The 16,759-nt window shown below is 59.4% G+C and carries 14 protein-coding genes; 7 read left to right on the top strand and 7 right to left on the bottom strand.

Going from position 1 to position 16,759, the window contains the following annotated elements; translation table 11 throughout:
• The first annotated feature begins 39 nt into the window (after nt 1–39).
• From cysD to LG290_RS05340, 4 genes are all read left to right on the top strand, one after another.
• A complete protein-coding gene (cysD, locus tag LG290_RS05325; RefSeq protein ID WP_499836540.1) occupies nt 40–1,011 on the top strand; it encodes a sulfate adenylyltransferase subunit CysD in 972 nt (323 codons plus the stop codon).
• Nucleotides 1,011–2,453, top strand: coding sequence for a sulfate adenylyltransferase subunit CysN (gene cysN / locus LG290_RS05330; protein ID WP_499836541.1), 1,443 nt, complete (start codon nt 1,011–1,013; stop codon nt 2,451–2,453). The genes cysD and cysN overlap by 1 nt, the downstream gene beginning before the upstream one ends.
• An 88-nt stretch (nt 2,454–2,541) precedes the next feature.
• On the top strand, nt 2,542–3,105 hold the full coding sequence (locus LG290_RS05335; RefSeq protein WP_499836542.1) for a type 1 glutamine amidotransferase domain-containing protein: 564 nt from the start codon (nt 2,542–2,544) through the stop codon (nt 3,103–3,105).
• Between the two features lie 89 nt (nt 3,106–3,194).
• The gene (locus LG290_RS05340) at nt 3,195–4,223 is read left to right on the top strand and encodes an App1 family protein phosphatidate phosphatase (protein ID WP_499837037.1); all 1,029 of its coding nucleotides are present in this window, start codon (nt 3,195–3,197) and stop codon (nt 4,221–4,223) included.
• A 1-nt stretch (nt 4,224) separates the two neighbouring features.
• Here the strand turns inward: LG290_RS05340 and modC are convergent, their stop codons facing one another.
• The 5 genes from modC to LG290_RS05365 form a co-directional block, all read right to left on the bottom strand.
• Nucleotides 4,225–5,421 (bottom strand): molybdenum ABC transporter ATP-binding protein, encoded by a 1,197-nt coding sequence (modC, locus tag LG290_RS05345; RefSeq protein WP_499836543.1) that lies wholly within the window; start codon nt 5,419–5,421, stop codon nt 4,225–4,227.
• Nucleotides 5,422–5,432: 11 nt separating this feature from the next.
• On the bottom strand, nt 5,433–6,116 hold the full coding sequence (gene modB, locus LG290_RS05350) for a molybdate ABC transporter permease subunit (protein WP_499836544.1): 684 nt from the start codon (nt 6,114–6,116) through the stop codon (nt 5,433–5,435).
• 15 nt (nt 6,117–6,131) lie between these two features.
• Complete coding sequence (modA, locus tag LG290_RS05355) at nt 6,132–6,896, bottom strand: molybdate ABC transporter substrate-binding protein (protein WP_499836545.1); 765 nt, start codon at nt 6,894–6,896, stop codon at nt 6,132–6,134.
• 96 nt (nt 6,897–6,992) lie between these two features.
• The gene (iscB, locus tag LG290_RS05360; protein ID WP_499836546.1) at nt 6,993–8,363 is read right to left on the bottom strand and encodes an RNA-guided endonuclease IscB; all 1,371 of its coding nucleotides are present in this window, start codon (nt 8,361–8,363) and stop codon (nt 6,993–6,995) included.
• Nucleotides 8,364–8,711: 348 nt separating this feature from the next.
• A complete protein-coding gene (locus tag LG290_RS05365) occupies nt 8,712–10,268 on the bottom strand; it encodes an IS1182 family transposase (protein ID WP_499834726.1) in 1,557 nt (518 codons plus the stop codon).
• A 272-nt stretch (nt 10,269–10,540) separates the two neighbouring features.
• Between LG290_RS05365 and LG290_RS05370 the strand changes: the two genes are divergently transcribed.
• Entirely contained in the window at nt 10,541–11,215 is a 675-nt protein-coding gene (locus LG290_RS05370; protein WP_499836548.1) for a zinc metallopeptidase, read from the top strand.
• Here LG290_RS05370 and cmoB read toward each other — a convergent pair.
• Nucleotides 11,205–12,200: a tRNA 5-methoxyuridine(34)/uridine 5-oxyacetic acid(34) synthase CmoB gene (gene cmoB / locus LG290_RS05375; RefSeq protein ID WP_499836550.1), complete on the bottom strand. Its 996-nt coding sequence runs from the start codon at nt 12,198–12,200 to the stop codon at nt 11,205–11,207. The genes LG290_RS05370 and cmoB overlap by 11 nt on opposite strands.
• Nucleotide 12,201: 1 nt before the next feature.
• On the bottom strand, nt 12,202–12,945 hold the full coding sequence (cmoA, locus tag LG290_RS05380; protein ID WP_499836552.1) for a carboxy-S-adenosyl-L-methionine synthase CmoA: 744 nt from the start codon (nt 12,943–12,945) through the stop codon (nt 12,202–12,204).
• Between the two features lie 85 nt (nt 12,946–13,030).
• Between cmoA and pgi the strand changes: the two genes are divergently transcribed.
• Both pgi and parE read left to right on the top strand, forming a co-directional pair.
• Entirely contained in the window at nt 13,031–14,716 is a 1,686-nt protein-coding gene (pgi, locus tag LG290_RS05385; protein WP_499836554.1) for a glucose-6-phosphate isomerase, read from the top strand.
• 148 nt (nt 14,717–14,864) lie between these two features.
• A complete protein-coding gene (parE, locus tag LG290_RS05390; protein WP_499836555.1) occupies nt 14,865–16,754 on the top strand; it encodes a DNA topoisomerase IV subunit B in 1,890 nt (629 codons plus the stop codon).
• The last annotated feature ends 5 nt before the right edge of the window (nt 16,755–16,759 follow it).

A 16,759-nucleotide genomic window follows, 5' to 3' on the forward strand; every position in this document is an offset into this window, starting at 1 on the left:
CAATACCATTTGATATTTGTCCTGCGAGGTAGCCGGGCCATGAGCCAGTTTTCTACTTTATCGACCACGGCCCAGCGTGGGGCGCCAAAGGCGCCTTTCGAAATCGGTGCCGAGCGTCAGACCCATCTCAAGCAGTTGGAAGCCGAGTCGATCCATATCATTCGTGAAGTGGCCGCCGAGTTTCGCAATCCGGTGATGATGTATTCCATCGGCAAGGACTCCTCGGTGATGCTGCATCTGGCGCGCAAGGCGTTCTACCCGGGAACTCCTCCTTTCCCCCTGATGCATATCGATACCACCTGGAAGTTCCGCGAAATGATCGAGTTTCGCAACCGCATGGCGTCGCAAGCGGGCATGGAATTGATCGTGCATACCAACGAAGAAGGGCGTGCCGCCAATATCAATCCTTTCGATCATGGTAGCGCCAAGTACACTGACGTCATGAAGACCTCGGCGCTCAAGCAGGCGCTGGACAAGCACGGTTTCGATGCCGCCTTTGGTGGCGCGCGACGCGACGAGGAAGCCTCGCGGGCCAAGGAACGTGTCTATTCGTTTCGTGACAAATACCATCGCTGGGACCCCAAGAATCAGCGCCCGGAACTGTGGAACGTTTACAACGCCAAGATCAACAAGGGCGAATCGATTCGCGTCTTCCCGCTTTCCAACTGGACCGAGCTGGATATCTGGCAGTACATCTATCTCGAGCAGATTCCCATCGTGCCGCTTTACTACGCCGCCCCCCGCCCGATTGTCGAGCGGGACGGCATGCAGATCATGGTCGACGACGAACGCATGCCGCTTGAGCCCGGCGAGGTGCCCGAAGACAAATGGGTGCGCTTCAGGACCCTGGGCTGTTACCCCTTGACCGGCGCGGTGGAATCGCATGCTGCCACCTTGCCCGAAATCATCCAGGAAATGCTGCTGACCCGCACCAGTGAGCGCAGCGGCCGTGCCATCGATCACGATCAGGCCGGGTCGATGGAGAAGAAAAAGCGGGAGGGCTATTTCTAATGTCACATCAGTCAACCTTGATCGCCGATAATATCGAGCAATATCTGCATGAGCATGAGAACAAGGACCTGCTGCGCTTCATCACGTGCGGCAGTGTGGATGACGGTAAATCGACCCTGATCGGTCGGCTGCTCCACGATTCCAAGATGATCTTCGAAGATCAGCTTGCCGCCATCACCCAAGCCTCAAAAACCAGCGGCACCACTGGGGATACCGTGGACCTGGCGCTGCTGGTCGATGGCCTGCAGTCAGAGCGTGAGCAAGGCATCACCATCGATGTGGCGTATCGCTTTTTCTCCACCGACAAGCGCAAGTTCATCATCGCCGACACGCCTGGGCATGAGCAGTACACCCGCAATATGGCGACCGGCGCCTCGACGGCCAGCCTAGCAATCATTCTGATCGATGCCCGTTATGGCGTGCAGACACAGACCCGTCGGCATAGCTTTATTGCCGATCTGCTAGGGATCCAGCACTTGGTGATCGCGATCAACAAGATGGACTTGGTGGGGTTCTCCGAAGCACGTTTCGAGGAAATCAAGGCCGAGTATCGCCAGTTCGCTACCAACCTCAAGGCACCCGATATTCACTTTGTGCCCATGTCGGCGCTGGAAGGCGACAACGTGGTCAACGTGAGCGAGCGGATGCCCTGGTACCAGCACAATGGCAGCCCCGGCCCGGCATTGCTCGAGTTGCTGGAAAGCGTCGAGATCGAACGCGACCAGAACCTGAGCGACATTCGTTTGCCGGTGCAGTATGTCAATCGTCCCAACCTGGATTTTCGTGGCTACTGCGGCACCCTTGCCGCCGGTGTGCTGCATCCGGGTCAGGCAGTCAAGGCGCTGCCCTCGGGCAAGAGCTCGACGGTCGAGCGTATCGTCACCTTCGATGGCGACTTGAAAGCCGCCTATCCGGGTCAGGCGATCACCGTGACCTTGACCGATGAAATCGATATTTCACGGGGCGACTGGCTGGTGGCAGTGGATGCCGAAGTGCCGCTTTCCAATCTGTTCGCGGCGGATATCGTCTGGATGCATGAGCAGGCGCTGACACCAGGCAAGCTGTTTGATTTCAAACTGGCCACGCGTGATCTATCCGGTGAAATCTCCAATATCGATTACCAGATCGATGTCAACAGCTTGGAGAAGCATCCGGCCGAGCGGCTGGAGCTTAATGCGATTGCGCGCTGCCAGGTCGAGCTTACCGCCGCGATTCCGGTGGATGACTACCGCACCAGCCCGGGTACCGGGAGCTTTATCGTGATCGACCGTTTGAGTAATGTCACGGTGGGGGCGGGCATGATTCGCGGTGTTGCCGAAAGCCGTCAGAAAGCTCAGCATCAAACCGATTGGGCAGCATTTGAATCCGATCTCAATGCATTGGTACGCAAGCATTTTCCCCACTGGGAAGCCAAGGATATAAGCAACATCCTGAAGCGCTAGGGTAAAATTCACGGCTTGACGTCGGGCTATCATGATTCACACTTCTTTAGGCGAAATACCCAAAATTGCTCAAAAGAAGGAGTCTCGAATGTCTCAGTCTCTACAAGGAAAGCGTGTGGCCATCCTGGGTACCGATGGTTTCGAGGAAGCGGAATTGAGCAGTCCGCGTGCGGCACTGCAGAAAGAAGGCGTTGAGGTGGATGTCGTTAGCCCGAAAAAGCAAGGAATTCGTGCCTGGGCAAAGACCGATTGGGGTGATGTCTATCAGGTCGACAAGGCTCTTGATGATGCCCAGCCGTCCGATTATCACGCCTTGGTGTTGCCCGGTGGGCTGTTCAATCCGGATACCTTGCGGCTGGACGAAAAAGCCTTGGCCTTCGCGCGCGGTTTCTTCGAGCAAGGCAAACCGGTCGCGGCCATCTGCCATGCACCCTGGATATTGATCAACGCGGGCCTGGTCGAAGGGCGGCGTATGACCTCGGTATCTTCCGTAAGCCAGGATCTCAGGAATGCCGGCGCAAATTGGGTCGATGAATCCGTGGTGGTCGACAACGGCTTGGTGACCAGCCGTACCCCAAAGGATTTGGAGGACTTCAATGCCAAGTTGATTGAATCGCTCGAGCAGGGCGCAGAGATGGAAAAGCACGCTTGAAGAAATTATTTCGTCATGGCGTGAGTTTCGTCCAGCGAATCATCCGTGTACTTGCCAAGCCCGTGAAGCGCGATAGCGGGCGAGGCGGAATGATGGTAAACCCCTATCGGGGGTATGGGTCTCAAAAACAGGCCTTCCTGATGGGCCGCGTGTTTCATCAGGCGTCCTTGGGACGCATGATTCCACGGCGGGGTATGCTGCGCGACACGGCGGATGTGGTGCGGCGTATCGCGCGGCGTGGCTTATCTGATGCCAGTGTCGAGATCTGTTTAGGTGATAATCGGGTGAGGGTAATCACGGACCGCGATGGTTACTTCAATGCCCACATTCCGTTGACCATTCCTCTCTCTCTGGAGGTTTCCTGGCACTATGCCGAGGTGCATGTCTCCGCCGCTGATGAGCACCCGGTAAGAACCCAGGGGGAAGTGTATGTGCCGCCTCCGGCAACGGATCTGTTAGTGATCAGCGATATCGACGATACGGTGATGTTTACCGGTGTGGCGGAGAAATTCCGCATGTTGTACCGCCTGTTTGTCGAAAAACCTCACCGTCGCACGGCATTTCCCGGCGTGGCTTCGCTTTATCAGGCGCTTCATCGGGGTGCCAGCGGGCATAGCGAACGCCCGATTCTCTACGTTTCGCGCGGGCCTTGGGCGATCTACGAAGTGCTGGAAACCTTCTTTCAGCTCAATCGTATCCCGGTAGGCCCTATCCTGTTTCTGCGGGAATGGGGCCTTACCTTGCGCCATCCCTGGCCGCGCCGCGCCGAAGATCACAAGCGTGATGTCATCAAGCATATGCTGGCGCTATTTGAAGACATGCCTTGCATTCTGATAGGCGACAGCGGCCAGCATGATCCGGAAATCTATGCTGATATCCTCAGGGCTTATCCCGACCGTATCAAGGCAATCTATATCCGGCGGGTGGATAACAAGTCCAGCCGCGAGCGCACCATTCAAAAGCTGCAAGAGCAACTGAGCCATACGGCCTGCGAATGGGTGGTGACCGATGACAGCAGCCTGATGGCCGAGCATGCCTATACAAAGGGGAATATTTCCATCTATGGGTTGCAAACCGTGCGCGAGGATGTAGCCCAAGAAAGGAAGCTGGATTGCTGAATCAGTAGGATGCTAGGGGGTCAGGGGCGCTGAGCTCCCGGTGTTGGCAGTTTGGCGCGTGGGACGGGCCACTGGACCGCCAGGATGCTTCGCTGCAGGAAAGCGCAATGTTCACCAGAGCGTAGACGGGCATGCCCGGCGTTAACCTCAGCTGTTCATGGGCGTGACGGGCGATGCGCGCGATCAGTTTCTGGTCACCGAAAGCCAGGCCCACCAGCACATGACAGGGTTGGGGGTCATCGCTTATCGATTCCACTTGTGCCGCCAGGCAATTGGAGACACTGGAACCCGCCGGTGGCCTGAGCGCGATGGCGACGTCCCGGGCTGTCACCCGTACGCGCAGGCGTTGTCCCGGCGAAGCGTTTTGTCGCGAGACCAGCAGTCGCTCGCCGCCACATTCCAGTACGCTTAAATGATGCTGTGCATCCTGATCGACCAGGGTGGCATTGAGCACGGTGGAAGCATTGCCGCTGCGGGCTAGCGGCAAGTCGGGACGGGTAAGCATTTCCTGCAGCGGTCCTTGGGCCAGAACGCGTCCGTTTTCCAATAGCAGCATATGGTCGGCCAGCCGGGCGACCTCATCGATGGAATGGCTGACGTAGACCAGGGGTATCGACAGGGACTCATGCAACCGCTCGAGCCAAGGCAGTATTTCCGCCTTGCTGGTGTCGTCCAGGGCGGCCAACGGCTCATCCATCAGCAGCAGGCGGGGGCTGGTCAGTAGCGCGCGACCGATGGAAACCCGCTGTCGCTGGCCTCCGGAGAGCTTGTCCGGATAACGCTCCAGCAGGTTTTCAAGCCCCAGCAGGGCTACCGTTTCAGCGAAGGTGACGCTGCGCTCGGCAGTGGCGACACGCTGGTAGCCGTAAAGCAGATTGCCGCGTACGCTCAGGTGAGGAAACAGGCTCGCCTCTTGAAAGACATAGCCCAGGGCACGCTGATGCACGGGCACGAAACGCTCGGCATCCTGCCATACTTCATCGCCGAGCCGTAGCCGGCTGCCGTCCAGGCGCTCTAGCCCCGCCAGGCAGCGGAGTATCGTCGTCTTGCCCGAGCCGGAGCGGCCGAACAGCGCGGTGACCCCGCATGAGGGAATTGAGAATTCCACATCCAGGGTGAAGTCGCCGTGCTCAACGTAAAACCGCGCTTGCAGCTCTGTTTGGGTCAGCAGCTCTGTTTGGGTTGTTTCGTTTTGCATCTCCCGCCTCATCAGCCTATTCCCACTACCTTGAATTTGCGGTTGAGCCCGTACACCGTCACCAGCAAGGCGAACGACAACACGACCAGAATCAGTGACAAGGTATGGGCGGAAGCGTAATCCATGGCTTCCACATGGTCGTAGATGGCGATTGAGGCGACTTGGGTGCGGCCGGGAATGTTACCCCCGAGCATGATGATGACCCCAAATTCCCCCAGCGTATGCGCGAAGGAAAGCACCGCTGCGGTTAAAAAGCCGCGGCGTGCCAGCGGCATTGCCACGCTGAAGAATCGGTCCAGCGGTGAGGCGCGCAACGTCGCCGCCACTTCCAGCATGCGCCCGCTGGTCGCCTGAAAAGCCGCGGTCAGTGGCTGCATGACGAAGGGCAGCGAATAGATCATCGAGCCGATGACCAAGCCGCTGAAACTGAACGCCAGATGGTTGAACCCCAGCGATTCCAGGGTGCCGCCGACCCAGCCGCGAGGGCCGAGCAATATCAGCAGGTAAAAGCCCAGCACGGTGGGCGGCAGCACCAGTGGCAACATGACCAGCGCTTCGATCAATGTCTTGCCACGCCAGCGGGTATGGGCCAGCCACCAGGCCAGGGGGGTACAGAGTATCAGCAGAATAAGGGTACTGGTCAGGGCGAGTTTGAAGGTGACCCACAGTGCGCCGGCATCCTGGGGCGAGAGCATGGCTTGGCTCCTGTTCTAATGGGGGACGCTGTAACCGGCGGCTTCGATGATCGCCGTTGCCTGGGGGGCACGCATCCAGCTCAAGAAACGTTGGGCAGCTTGAAGGTCTTGGGTTTCGGTGAGAATCACCGCCTGTTGGATGATAGGGGCGTAAAGTTCCGCGGGGGGAACCCAGTAGGAGCCGGGAATGCTGCCATCCTCGGCTTTGACCTGCGAAAGTGCCACGAAGCCCAGCGGCGCCGCACCCGAGGCGACCTGGCTGTAGGCCTGGCCGATGGACTGAGCGCGAATCAAACGCCCCTCTTGCGTCAGTGTCTCCCATACTCCGACTTCTTGAAGTACTTGTTGCGCGGCGGCCCCATAGGGGGCATTGCGTGGCTCGGCGATACTCAGATGACGATAATCTCCCTGTGACAATACCGTGCCGTTGCTGTCTACTCTCTGTGAGTTGGATGACCATAGCACCGGCACGCCGACAGCATAGGTGAAACGCGATGCCTCCAGCGCCAGGCTATCGGCGACCAGCCGTTCCGGGCGCCGGCTATCGGCCGAGAAGAACACATCAAACGGTGCGCCATGGTGAATCTGAGTATAAAAAGCCCCGGAGGAGCCGGAGCTCAGTATCAAGCTTTGCCCACTATGCGCCCGGTAGTGCCGAGCAAGTTCCTGCATGGTGCCGAGAAAATTGGCGGCTACCGCCACCCGCAATTCGGCGCTGGCGGAAGTGGTGGTTACCAGCAATAGGCTAAGGCCCAGCAGGAGCTTTTTAAGTTCGATCATCTTCATCGTTTTGCGCGGGAAACCCGGTTGCTTTAGCGCCGGTAGGGATAGCGCGTCGTGCGCCGCACGACTCGGGGTTCCCTGTCCGCGCCTCCTTTAGTGTTGAGCCGTGGGTATCTGGTGGTAGCCGTAGCCATCACCGCGTTGCAGCAGGGTGCAGTAGCGCCAGGAGATACCCTGGACCGCGCCTTGTTCGGTTTGAATATTGAAACTGCCGGTCTTGCGAATCGCCACGCGCCCCGTGTGGCTGCCGGTCTTCTTGCCGGTCGGGACAATTGCCCTGACCCTATCGCCGGTCTGAAAGCCCTTCACTTGCTTTTGGCGCATCAGGTAGCCACGCGGAAAGCCGTACTTGTCGAGCCGGGTGCGCTTGTAGCTGCCGCGCCCCATGGCCTTGATGACCTGGGTGGGTACCCGCCAGCCTTTCAGGGTATCGAACTTGCCGACACAGGCCGCATCCAGCGCATGGGTTTTGGGAATACCCAGGCGCTGACGGTTGTACTTGGTGCGACCGCCGCTGCCCACGGCGACGGGTAGGCCAGTGGACTTCATTGCACCGAACAGTGCCCAGCGGGTGGCATTGACAGCGGTGGCATCCCGCAGCGGTAATTTGAGCTGGCGCTGCACCCGAGCCAAGCGCATTTCCGCCGACAGGCCATTGGCTTTCAGGCGGCGCTTCAACCCCTTGTCGGTGGCAAAGAAGTCGGCAAGCGACTGATTATCCTTAGCGATATTGCAGTCGTGACAGGCGACGGTCAGGTTGCTCACACGGCTAGAGCCGTCCCGAGATTTCGCTACCACATGCTCGATTTCCAGGGGTGTATCACCGGTGCCGCAGTAGGTGCATTCCCGGCCCCATTTTTCCAGGAGGTATTCGCGCACCTCATAGCCCAGGAGCGTGCCTTGCTGGTACTCGACGCCGGAAATCTCGGGGTTTTCCATCTTCTGCATATCGAATCGCACCAGCTCCATGCTCAGGTGCGTGACCGGTGCCCAACGGCACAGCTTGTCCACCCAAGCCATGGTGGTATCGACCCGGTGTTGCAAGCTGGGCGGCAGCCAGCCCTTCTTGCGCGTCCGGTTGTCGAAGCGTGGCTTGCGATGGCGCAGGTTCTTGCTGCGACGCCGACGCCGAAAACCGGCACGTTGCTCCAAGGCTTGGCGAATCTGGAAGCCCCGATGCACCAACTGAAACAGGCAAAGCACATGGCGGGTTGCCGGTGCCTTTTCTTCCGTTGCGTTGTTTTCCAGCCGCATCAGCGCCAGCCCGGCTTCCTTGCTGCCCGGATCGGCAGCCAGCAGGGTTGGCTGCAAGGTGCAGTTACTCAGGCACCGATCACGCAGGCGGATCACGAAAGGCGTCAGGTTCACCACCGCCGCCCGTCCGCGCTCCAGCAGCAGCCGTGCGCGTTTTTCGCTACACGGCATCAACGGCTGCTTGTTCTTTCCCAATACGAAAACCGCCATGCGATCTCCTCCTAAACATTGCCCTTACGGGCCTGGTGACGCAGGTCTTCCAACCTGTCTCCCCTCGGGAATGTCTGCAACCGGCTCCTACCTTGTGGTAGCGATCAGAACCTTCGGCGCTTTACCTTTCACCAGCGTGATCCTGACCTTCCAGAGCGCCGAACTGAGCGAAGCATTCGGCGGTGGGTCTTGACGACCTATTGCAAACGTAGCGGGTTGGCTACCGCTTTCCCTGGTCAACCGGGCTTGTTGTCACAAGCCTCGCCCTTCAGAGGTTGTCGCAAATCTCCTAACGACTCATAACTAAACCGATGCTCAGCGACGTCGAAGGCTGGACGACATCATCACTCACACCCTGGCAGCCGCGATCATTTCCTTTGTTGCTAGGTAAGATAATCCCAGGCATCTCCACAACCGATCCCAGAGACGATGATAAAGGCTCAGCGCTACAGCGCGAGCCAGGTTGTAAGCCAGGGCATGCAAAGCAAACTCGCGTTTGACACCCGCCAGCCCACGGCGCCGGAAGCGAGACAGTCCCTGTTGCTGACGTAGCGCTGAAAAAACTGGCTCGACCATGGCCTTTCGCTGCCGGAATACCGCCTGGGCACCCGGGTGGGTCATGATCTGTTGCAGTGCCAGGCGTGCCTCGTCCTCCGGGTAACGTCTGATTCGGCGCCCCCGGACTGAACGGGTACAAGCGATCCGTTGCGGACAGTCCGCGCAGGTGACACAGGCATAAACCGACTGCTCACGCGAGCGTGCCGAGGCTCGCGTATGACTGATGAGCTGAAGCCGCTGCCCCGCTGGACAGTAGTAAACATCCTGTTCGGCATCGTAAGTGAACAGGTTTTTATGATACAGGCCCTTCGCTTTGTCAGTGGTACTGGGCCTGGGCGGGCAAAGCAGGCTGACATCACGAGCCAGTGTCGCGTTAATAACGCCATCATCAAAATAGCCGGCATCCAGCAGAAGCTCGCGTGGGGTCTTGGGTTCCACGCGCTCGCTCTGATCGATCAGCTCACCGACCACGCGCGTCTCGCTCGTGGGATCAACGGCGTGTGCCACGATGATCCGTGCCTCATTGGCCAGGACGGAGGGCGTATAAGCCGGCGCAAAGCCGCGTCCACGCTTCTGTCGCTGCATGGCGGCCTCTGGCTCCGTCAGGCTGACACGAACCGTATCGGTACGCTTGCCATGGCGCCGTCGTGCCGCGATCCTCGCATCAAGAACCTGTTCACAGGCGTGCGCTCTATCCAGCTGCTGCCGGGTCTCGTCCTGTTGCTCTAGAGGGGTCTGTTGATGGCGTGTCAGGGCGTCACTGACCCGGGTGCGTACCGCCTCCTCCCTGAGCAGACGATAGTGAGAGCAGGCAGCTTCGATCACAGTCCCGTCACCCGCCAGGCATGCGGTGGATGTCGCCGTCCTGGCCAGAACGGTACGTGTCAGCGCTTCGAAAAACTCCTGCGCCAAGGCCTGTTCATGCAGGCAGATAAAACGCCCGATATTGGCATGATCGGGAGCGATGCCTCCGGTCACCCACATGCATCCCAAGTCGACACGTGCCAGCCGTTCCAGCGCCCGCAGTGATGAGACCCCGTGCATTATCCCATAGAGAATCAGCCCCATCATCGCGCGTGGCGCATAGGGTGCACGTCCTGTGGCGGCATAGCGATCCTCGAAGGGTGTCCAGTCTTGGGCATCCAATAGGTCGGCCACCACAAAAGGAGCGCGAATTCCGGCCTGCCTCAGATGCTCTTCAAGCGGTGTCATGCCCAGGAAGATCGCCGTGGCATCACCGTGCAGAAAGCGTCGTCCCGACGAGGTTGCCGTGACGCGAGAGGATGGGGTGGACGAAGCAGGCGACACCTGAAAAAGCGAAAACTGCCTGTCATCAGGCGTGGGCATACATGCGGTCGTCACGGTAAGCTCTCAGGCAAAAGAGAAATCATTTTACGGCTTTATCCCTTTCGCGACACCCTCTTTAGGGCGAGGTAGTTGACGCAGATAAGCTCCAATGGGCGCAGTGACTGCGGTCGATGATAGCGCAACCGCCGACCCCATCGCCATTGGTGCAAGGCGGCCTGTGACATGAAGGCGCAGTGGTTGACGCTGGGCTTGCCGTTTTCTTGTAAGCTGGGAGACATTACCGGAATCGTATGCGGCGCGGGAGTAATGAGATGGTCGTGGTATTGCTAGGTATCGTGTTGCTGTTGTTTTTCCTGCCCAACTATTGGGCCAAATGGGTGCTCAAGCGCCATACCCGCGGGCGCGATGATTATCCGGGGACCGGCGCCGAGCTTGCCGATCATCTCTTGCGCCGTCTGGGCATCGATGAGGTCAAGGTCGAGCTGACCGAAGATGGTGACCACTACGACCCTGAAGCGCGCCGTGTGCGGCTTTCCCGGGATATCTATCATGGGCGTTCCTTGACGGCGGTGACGGTGGCCGCCCATGAGGTGGGGCATGCCATTCAGCATCACCGGGGCTACCCACCGTTGCTGGCGCGCAGCCGGATGGTGAAGGTCGCACAGAAGGCGGAAAAACTCGGCGCGCTTTTGATGATGGCCGCGCCTTTTCTGTTCCTGCTCACCCGCGTGCCCGGGGGCCTGTTGGTGGTGGTGGCCATGGCGGTCATCAGTTTCGGCACCGCGGCGCTGGTGCACCTGGTGACCTTGCCGGTGGAGTTCGACGCCAGCTTCAACCGCGCCCTGCCATTATTGAAAGAATACGTGCCACCTTACGATATGCCCGGCGCGCGCCATGTGCTTACCGCCTGTGCCTTCACCTATGTGGCGGCCTCGCTGGCCGGGATCATGAACCTGGGGCGCTGGCTGGTAATCCTCAGGCGCTAGGCTTGTTGGCGATCACCACCGCGCGACGGGGTGCCGGGTAACCTTCCAGCGTGCGGCTAGGGTCATTCGGGTCGAGAAAGTCTTCAAGCGACTGAAACGTCATCCAGTCGGTGGCGCGCTGTTCATCCAGGCGGGTCGTTGCTTCGTCGACCACGCGCACATTGTCGAACCCACAGCGCTCGATCCACTGACATAGCGCCTGGGAAGAGGGCAGAAAGTAGACGTTGGGCATGGCGGCGTAGCGCTCGCCGGGCAACAGCACCGTGGTGACGTCGCCTTCCACGACCAAAGTTTCCAGCACCATTTCGCCGCCGGGGCGCAGGGCATCTTTCAATTGTTGCAAATGCTCCAGCGGGGAAGGGCGGTGGTAGAGCACGCCCATGGAAAATACCGTATCGAAAAATGCCAGTTTTTCGGGGACGTCCTCGATGCCCACCGGCAGAAAATGCGTGCGCCCATCGTCGGCGTCACCGATAAAGTGGCGCACCGCCTGGAACTGCCAGAAAAAGCGTGGCGAGGGGTCGATCACCAGCACGAAATCAGCGCCTTCTCCCGCCATGCGCCAGGCGTGGTAACCGCTACCGCCGCCCACATCCAGCACCTTGCGATGTTTCAGCGGTGCCAGGTAGGGTGCCACACGCTGCCACTTCCAGTCCGAACGCCATTCGGTATCGATATGGATACCACCCAGGCTATAAGGACCTTTGCGCCAGGGAGCCAGTTTCCGCAGCAGGTTGTCGCACTGGCGGCGCCGGCTGTCGGAAAGCGCAAGCTCTACCGTGACGGTATCGGTGTTCAGGCTGACTTCTCGCGCCGAGGGCAGCGGGGGCAACTTGGCCACGGCTTTCTCCCAGGCGGGCAGGTCGCCGAAACGCTTGCGGTCCAGACCATGGGCGAGCTGCTCGGGTAGCCGGGCAAGCCAGCTATCCAGGCCTTGGTCGACAAACGCCTGGTACAGAGGGCGGTGAGCGGGAGGTATCGGCACGTCAGGCTTCCTTGAAGGCGATCAGCGAGGCGAAATTCAGGTATTGAAACCAGGTCAACGAGCGCGTGAAACCGGCATTTTTCAGGCGCGCATGATGAGCGTCGAGGCTGTCCGGCACCAAGATGTTTTCCAGGGCGGTGCGCTTCTGGCTGATTTCCATGTCGCTGTAGCCATTGGCACGTTTGAAGTCATGATAACGTTCCACCCGCCAGGCATTATCGCGTTCATCGGCGTCGATGATCTTTTCCGAAAGCAGCAAGACCCCGCCGGGTTCCAGGCAGTCATATAACCGCGCAAGCAGGGCGTCGCGATCCTGCGGGGGCAGGAACTGCAGGGTGAAGTTGAGAATCAGCATACCGCAGGGCTGGTAGTCGAAACGACGGATATCACTTTCCACTACCTGCATGCGATGATCGGGACATTCCGTCTCGAAGGTTTGCCGGGCACGTTCGACCATCGCCGGGGAAAGGTCCAGGCCCGTGTAGCGAAACGCATCGGGGCTGAGTTGCCCGGCGAGTGCGAGGCCGGAGGCGCCCAGCGAGCACCCCAGGTCGTACACCTGGGCGCCATGGCGCAAATGGCGCTGGGCGATTAGGCTCAACATGCCCAGTATCTGGCCGTAGCCGGGTACTGAACGGCGAATCATGTCGGGGAAGCACGCCACTACCTGCTCATCGAAAGAAAAGCGGGCCACCCGGTCAAGGGGTGTCGAAAAGATGGCGTCACGGTAAGATGCATCACTCATGGATAAGCCGGAATTTGGATTGAGGGAGAGGTATTTTACGCCCCCCAAGCCCCGGCTGCACGGATCGAAGCCTTTGGAGACAATCATGGCCTCAGCATCAAGCGCTACTCCTGATACATTGCCTGCCTGGCAAACCCTGCGTACCCACGCCAACCAACTCAAACATGTCCATCTGAAAACCTTGTTCGGCGACGACCCTGGCCGCTGGCAATGCTTTACCCGGCAAGTCGCAGGTCTGACGCTGGATCTTTCCAAGCAACGCTGGGACGAGGATACGCTGGAACACTTGTTGGCCTTGGCCGAAGAGGCCGGGGTGCGAGGGGCGATTCAAGCGCTTTTGAGCGGTAAAAGGGTCAATACCAGTGAAAATCGTCCAGCATTGCATACTGCCCTGCGTTTGCCCCGTGATGCTAGCCTGGTGGTGGACGGCGAAGACGTGGTGCCGGCGGTGCATGAAAGCCTGAAACGCATGGCGGAGCTGGTGGAAAGGCTACATGCCGGGCAATGGCGCGGCGCGACCGGCAAGCCGATTGAAGACGTGGTCAACTTGGGAGTGGGTGGCTCCGATCTAGGACCCTTGATGGTGACCCATGCGTTGGCAGACTTTCGTCCCGAGGACGTCCATCCGATCGAGGTGCATTTCGCATCGACCATGGATGGCTCGCAGATGGCGGACTATCTGAGTCGTTTCAACCCGGAAACCACGCTCTTCGTGCTGTCTTCGAAATCGTTCACCACCATCGATACCCTGTCCAACGCCAGTACCGCTCGCGACTGGCTGACCAACCGCCTCGGCCGGTATGGAAGCATGTCGGCAAGTGCGGAATTGGTGGTACGTCAGCACTTTATCGGTGTTTCCGCCTGCCCGAAAAAAATGAGCGAATGGGGCGTCGCCCCGGCTCATCAGCTCAGGTTCTGGGACTGGGTGGGAGGGCGTTATTCATTGTGGGGGGCTATCGGGCTACCGGTCGCCCTGGTGGTAGGCATGGCCAATTTCCATGAGTTGTTGGCCGGCGCCCATGCCATGGATGAGCACTTCGCCAAGGCACCCCTGGCGGACAACATGCCGGTGCTGCTGGCGCTGGCGGGAATCTGGAATGTCAATTTTCTGGATATTCGGGCCCATTCGATACTGCCTTACGATGGTCGCCTGGAGTATTTCGCCGCCTACCTCGAGCAGCTGGAAATGGAGTCCAACGGGAAGTCGGTCACGCGCCAGGGAAATCCAATCAATTATTCCACTTGCCCTGTACTATGGGGCCAGCTCGGCCCCAATGCCCAGCATGCCTTCTACCAGCTGTTGCATCAGGGTACCCAGCCAGTGGTGTGCGACTTCATCGCGCCCTTGCGCCGTTATGATGAAGTCGAAAACCGTGACACTCGGTCGCATCTCAAGGCACAGCACCGCTTGGCGCTGTCCAATTGTTTTGCTCAGTCACGGGTGCTGATGCTGGGTGATGACGCCCTTGATGACGATGGCCCGCGTCCGCAGCATAAGCGCTATCGTGGCAACCAGCCTTCCACCACGGTGCTGCTCGACAAGCTGACCCCATCAACGTTAGGGGCCTTGATTGCCATGTATGAACACAAGGTGTTCGTGCAGGCGATGATCTGGGATATCAATCCATTCGATCAATGGGGGGTGGAGCTGGGCAAGAAAATTGCCGGTGAAACCCAGAAGATCCTGGAGCATGACGGGGATATTCAAAGCCTGGATGCCTCCAGTCGTGGATTGATCGAAGCCTTCTGGGCAGCCGAGGATCACGAATGACGTGACTCCCCCTCTGGCTGTATATACAGCTTTTCGCTATGCTGTGCGGCCTGAGATGAGCGCCGGTGCTCCCGGTTGCGCTTGCGCGTAGCCAGGCCGGCGTTTCTGCGTTTGCACGAGTGGATTTACCCTTCAGGAAACGTCTTACATGACCCAGTACGATGCCTACAGTGCCAGCGCTATTGAAGTCCTGTCCGGGCTCGAGCCCGTGCGCAAGCGTCCCGGCATGTATACCGATACCTCCCGGCCCAATCACATGGTGCAGGAAGTCATCGACAACAGTGTCGATGAAGCCCTGGCCGGTCATGCCACAGAGCTCGATGTCGTGCTGCATGAGGATGGTGGGGTAGAGGTGCGCGATAACGGGCGCGGCATGCCGATCGATCTTCACCCTGAGCACGGTGTCTCCGGGGTGGAACTGATCTTGACCAAGCTGCATTCCGGCGGCAAGTTCTCCTCCTCCAGCTACCGCTTCTCCGGCGGCTTGCATGGGGTCGGGGTCTCGGTGGTCAATGCGCTCTCCACGCGCTTGGAAGTGGAAGTGGTGCGTAACGGCGAGCGACATGCGATTGCCTTCGAACACGGGGAAAAGGTCCGTGAGCTGGAGCTGATCGGCAAGGCTCCCAAGCGCATGACCGGCACCCTGGTACGTTTCTGGCCGGATGTGAGCTATTTCGATAGCCCCAAAGTGTCTCTGGCGCGCTTACGCCATTTATTGCGCGCCAAGGCGGTGTTATGTCCCGGCCTCAAGGTCACGCTGCGTGACGCCGAAGGCAACGACACCGTCTGGGAATACGCCGATGGCTTGCGCGACTATCTGGCCCAGGCAACCGATGGCTATGAGGTGTTGCCGGCGGAGCCTTTTGTCGGGCATTTCAGCGACGATGAACATGGTGTCGACTGGGCGATCCAGTGGCTGCCGGAAGGCGGCGAACCGCTCACCGAAAGCTACGTCAACCTGATCCCTACGCCCCAGGGCGGCACCCACGTCAACGGCTTTCGGGCCGGGCTTCTCGATGCACTGCGCGAGTTCTGCGAATTTCGCAGCCTGTTGCCGCGAGGCATCAAGCTTACCGCCGATGATCTGTGGGAACGGGCCTCGTTCGTGCTCTCGGTGAAAATGCTCGACCCCCAGTTCGCCGGCCAGACCAAGGAGCGGTTGTCGTCGCGCACTATTTCAGGCTTCGTGGGCGGCGTGCTCAAGGACGCCTTTTCACTGTGGCTCAATCATCATGTCGACCAGGCCGAGGCGCTGGCCGAGCTGGTGATCAATGCCGCCCAGCGGCGTCAGAAAAAAGCCAAGAAAGTGGCGCGCAAGAAGGTCACGTCGGGACCCGCCTTGCCCGGCAAGCTGGCGGACTGCTCCAGCCAGGACCCCTCCCAGGGTGAGCTGTTTCTGGTCGAAGGCGACAGCGCCGGCGGCAGCGCCAAGCAGGCCCGTAACCGCGAGACTCAGGCGATCCTGCCGCTGCGCGGCAAGATACTCAATACCTGGGAAGTCGAGACTCACGACATCTACGGCTCCCAGGAGGTGCATGATATCGCCGTGGCGATTGGTGCCGACCCGGGAAGCACCGACCTGGAAAAGCTGCGTTATCACAAGATCTGTATTCTGGCGGACGCCGACTCCGACGGCCTGCATATCGCCACGCTTTTATGCGCGCTGTTCGTGCGCCACTTTCCCGCCCTGGTGGATGCCGGTCACGTCTTCGTGGCCATGCCGCCGTTGTATCGCATCGATCTGGGCAAAGAAGTGCATTACGCCCTGGATGAAAGCGAAAAGGCGGCGATTCTCAAGAAACTGGAGAAAAAGCGCGGCACGCCCAACGTCCAGCGTTTCAAGGGGTTGGGTGAAATGAGCCCGCTGCAGTTGCGTGAAACCACCATGGCGGTGGATACCCGTCGATTGGTGCAACTTACCCAGGAAGTTGGCGACGGCACCATGGAAATGATGGACATGCTGCTGGCCAAGAAGCGCGCCAGCGACCGCAAGCGCTGGCTGGAAGACTACGGCAACCTGGCAGATATCGAGGTCTAACGATT

Source organism: Halomonas sediminis (genome assembly GCF_044871105.1).
GTDB lineage: Bacteria > Pseudomonadota > Gammaproteobacteria > Pseudomonadales > Halomonadaceae > Vreelandella > Vreelandella zhuhanensis.

What these genes read in the sequence shown, in the direction of transcription:
- cysD (WP_499836540.1), top strand. Translation starts at nt 40, where the DNA reads ATGAGCCAGTTTTCTACTTTATCGACCACGGCCCAGCGTGGGGCGCCA.
- cysN (WP_499836541.1), top strand. Translation starts at nt 1,011, where the DNA reads ATGTCACATCAGTCAACCTTGATCGCCGATAATATCGAGCAATATCTG.
- LG290_RS05335 (WP_499836542.1), top strand. Translation starts at nt 2,542, where the DNA reads ATGTCTCAGTCTCTACAAGGAAAGCGTGTGGCCATCCTGGGTACCGAT.
- LG290_RS05340 (WP_499837037.1), top strand. Translation starts at nt 3,195, where the DNA reads ATGATGGTAAACCCCTATCGGGGGTATGGGTCTCAAAAACAGGCCTTC.
- modC (WP_499836543.1), bottom strand. Translation starts at nt 5,421, where the DNA reads ATGCAAAACGAAACAACCCAAACAGAGCTGCTGACCCAAACAGAGCTG.
- modB (WP_499836544.1), bottom strand. Translation starts at nt 6,116, where the DNA reads ATGCTCTCGCCCCAGGATGCCGGCGCACTGTGGGTCACCTTCAAACTC.
- modA (WP_499836545.1), bottom strand. Translation starts at nt 6,896, where the DNA reads ATGATCGAACTTAAAAAGCTCCTGCTGGGCCTTAGCCTATTGCTGGTA.
- iscB (WP_499836546.1), bottom strand. Translation starts at nt 8,363, where the DNA reads ATGGCGGTTTTCGTATTGGGAAAGAACAAGCAGCCGTTGATGCCGTGT.
- LG290_RS05365 (WP_499834726.1), bottom strand. Translation starts at nt 10,268, where the DNA reads ATGCCCACGCCTGATGACAGGCAGTTTTCGCTTTTTCAGGTGTCGCCT.
- LG290_RS05370 (WP_499836548.1), top strand. Translation starts at nt 10,541, where the DNA reads ATGGTCGTGGTATTGCTAGGTATCGTGTTGCTGTTGTTTTTCCTGCCC.
- cmoA (WP_499836552.1), bottom strand. Translation starts at nt 12,945, where the DNA reads ATGAGTGATGCATCTTACCGTGACGCCATCTTTTCGACACCCCTTGAC.
- pgi (WP_499836554.1), top strand. Translation starts at nt 13,031, where the DNA reads ATGGCCTCAGCATCAAGCGCTACTCCTGATACATTGCCTGCCTGGCAA.
- parE (WP_499836555.1), top strand. Translation starts at nt 14,865, where the DNA reads ATGACCCAGTACGATGCCTACAGTGCCAGCGCTATTGAAGTCCTGTCC.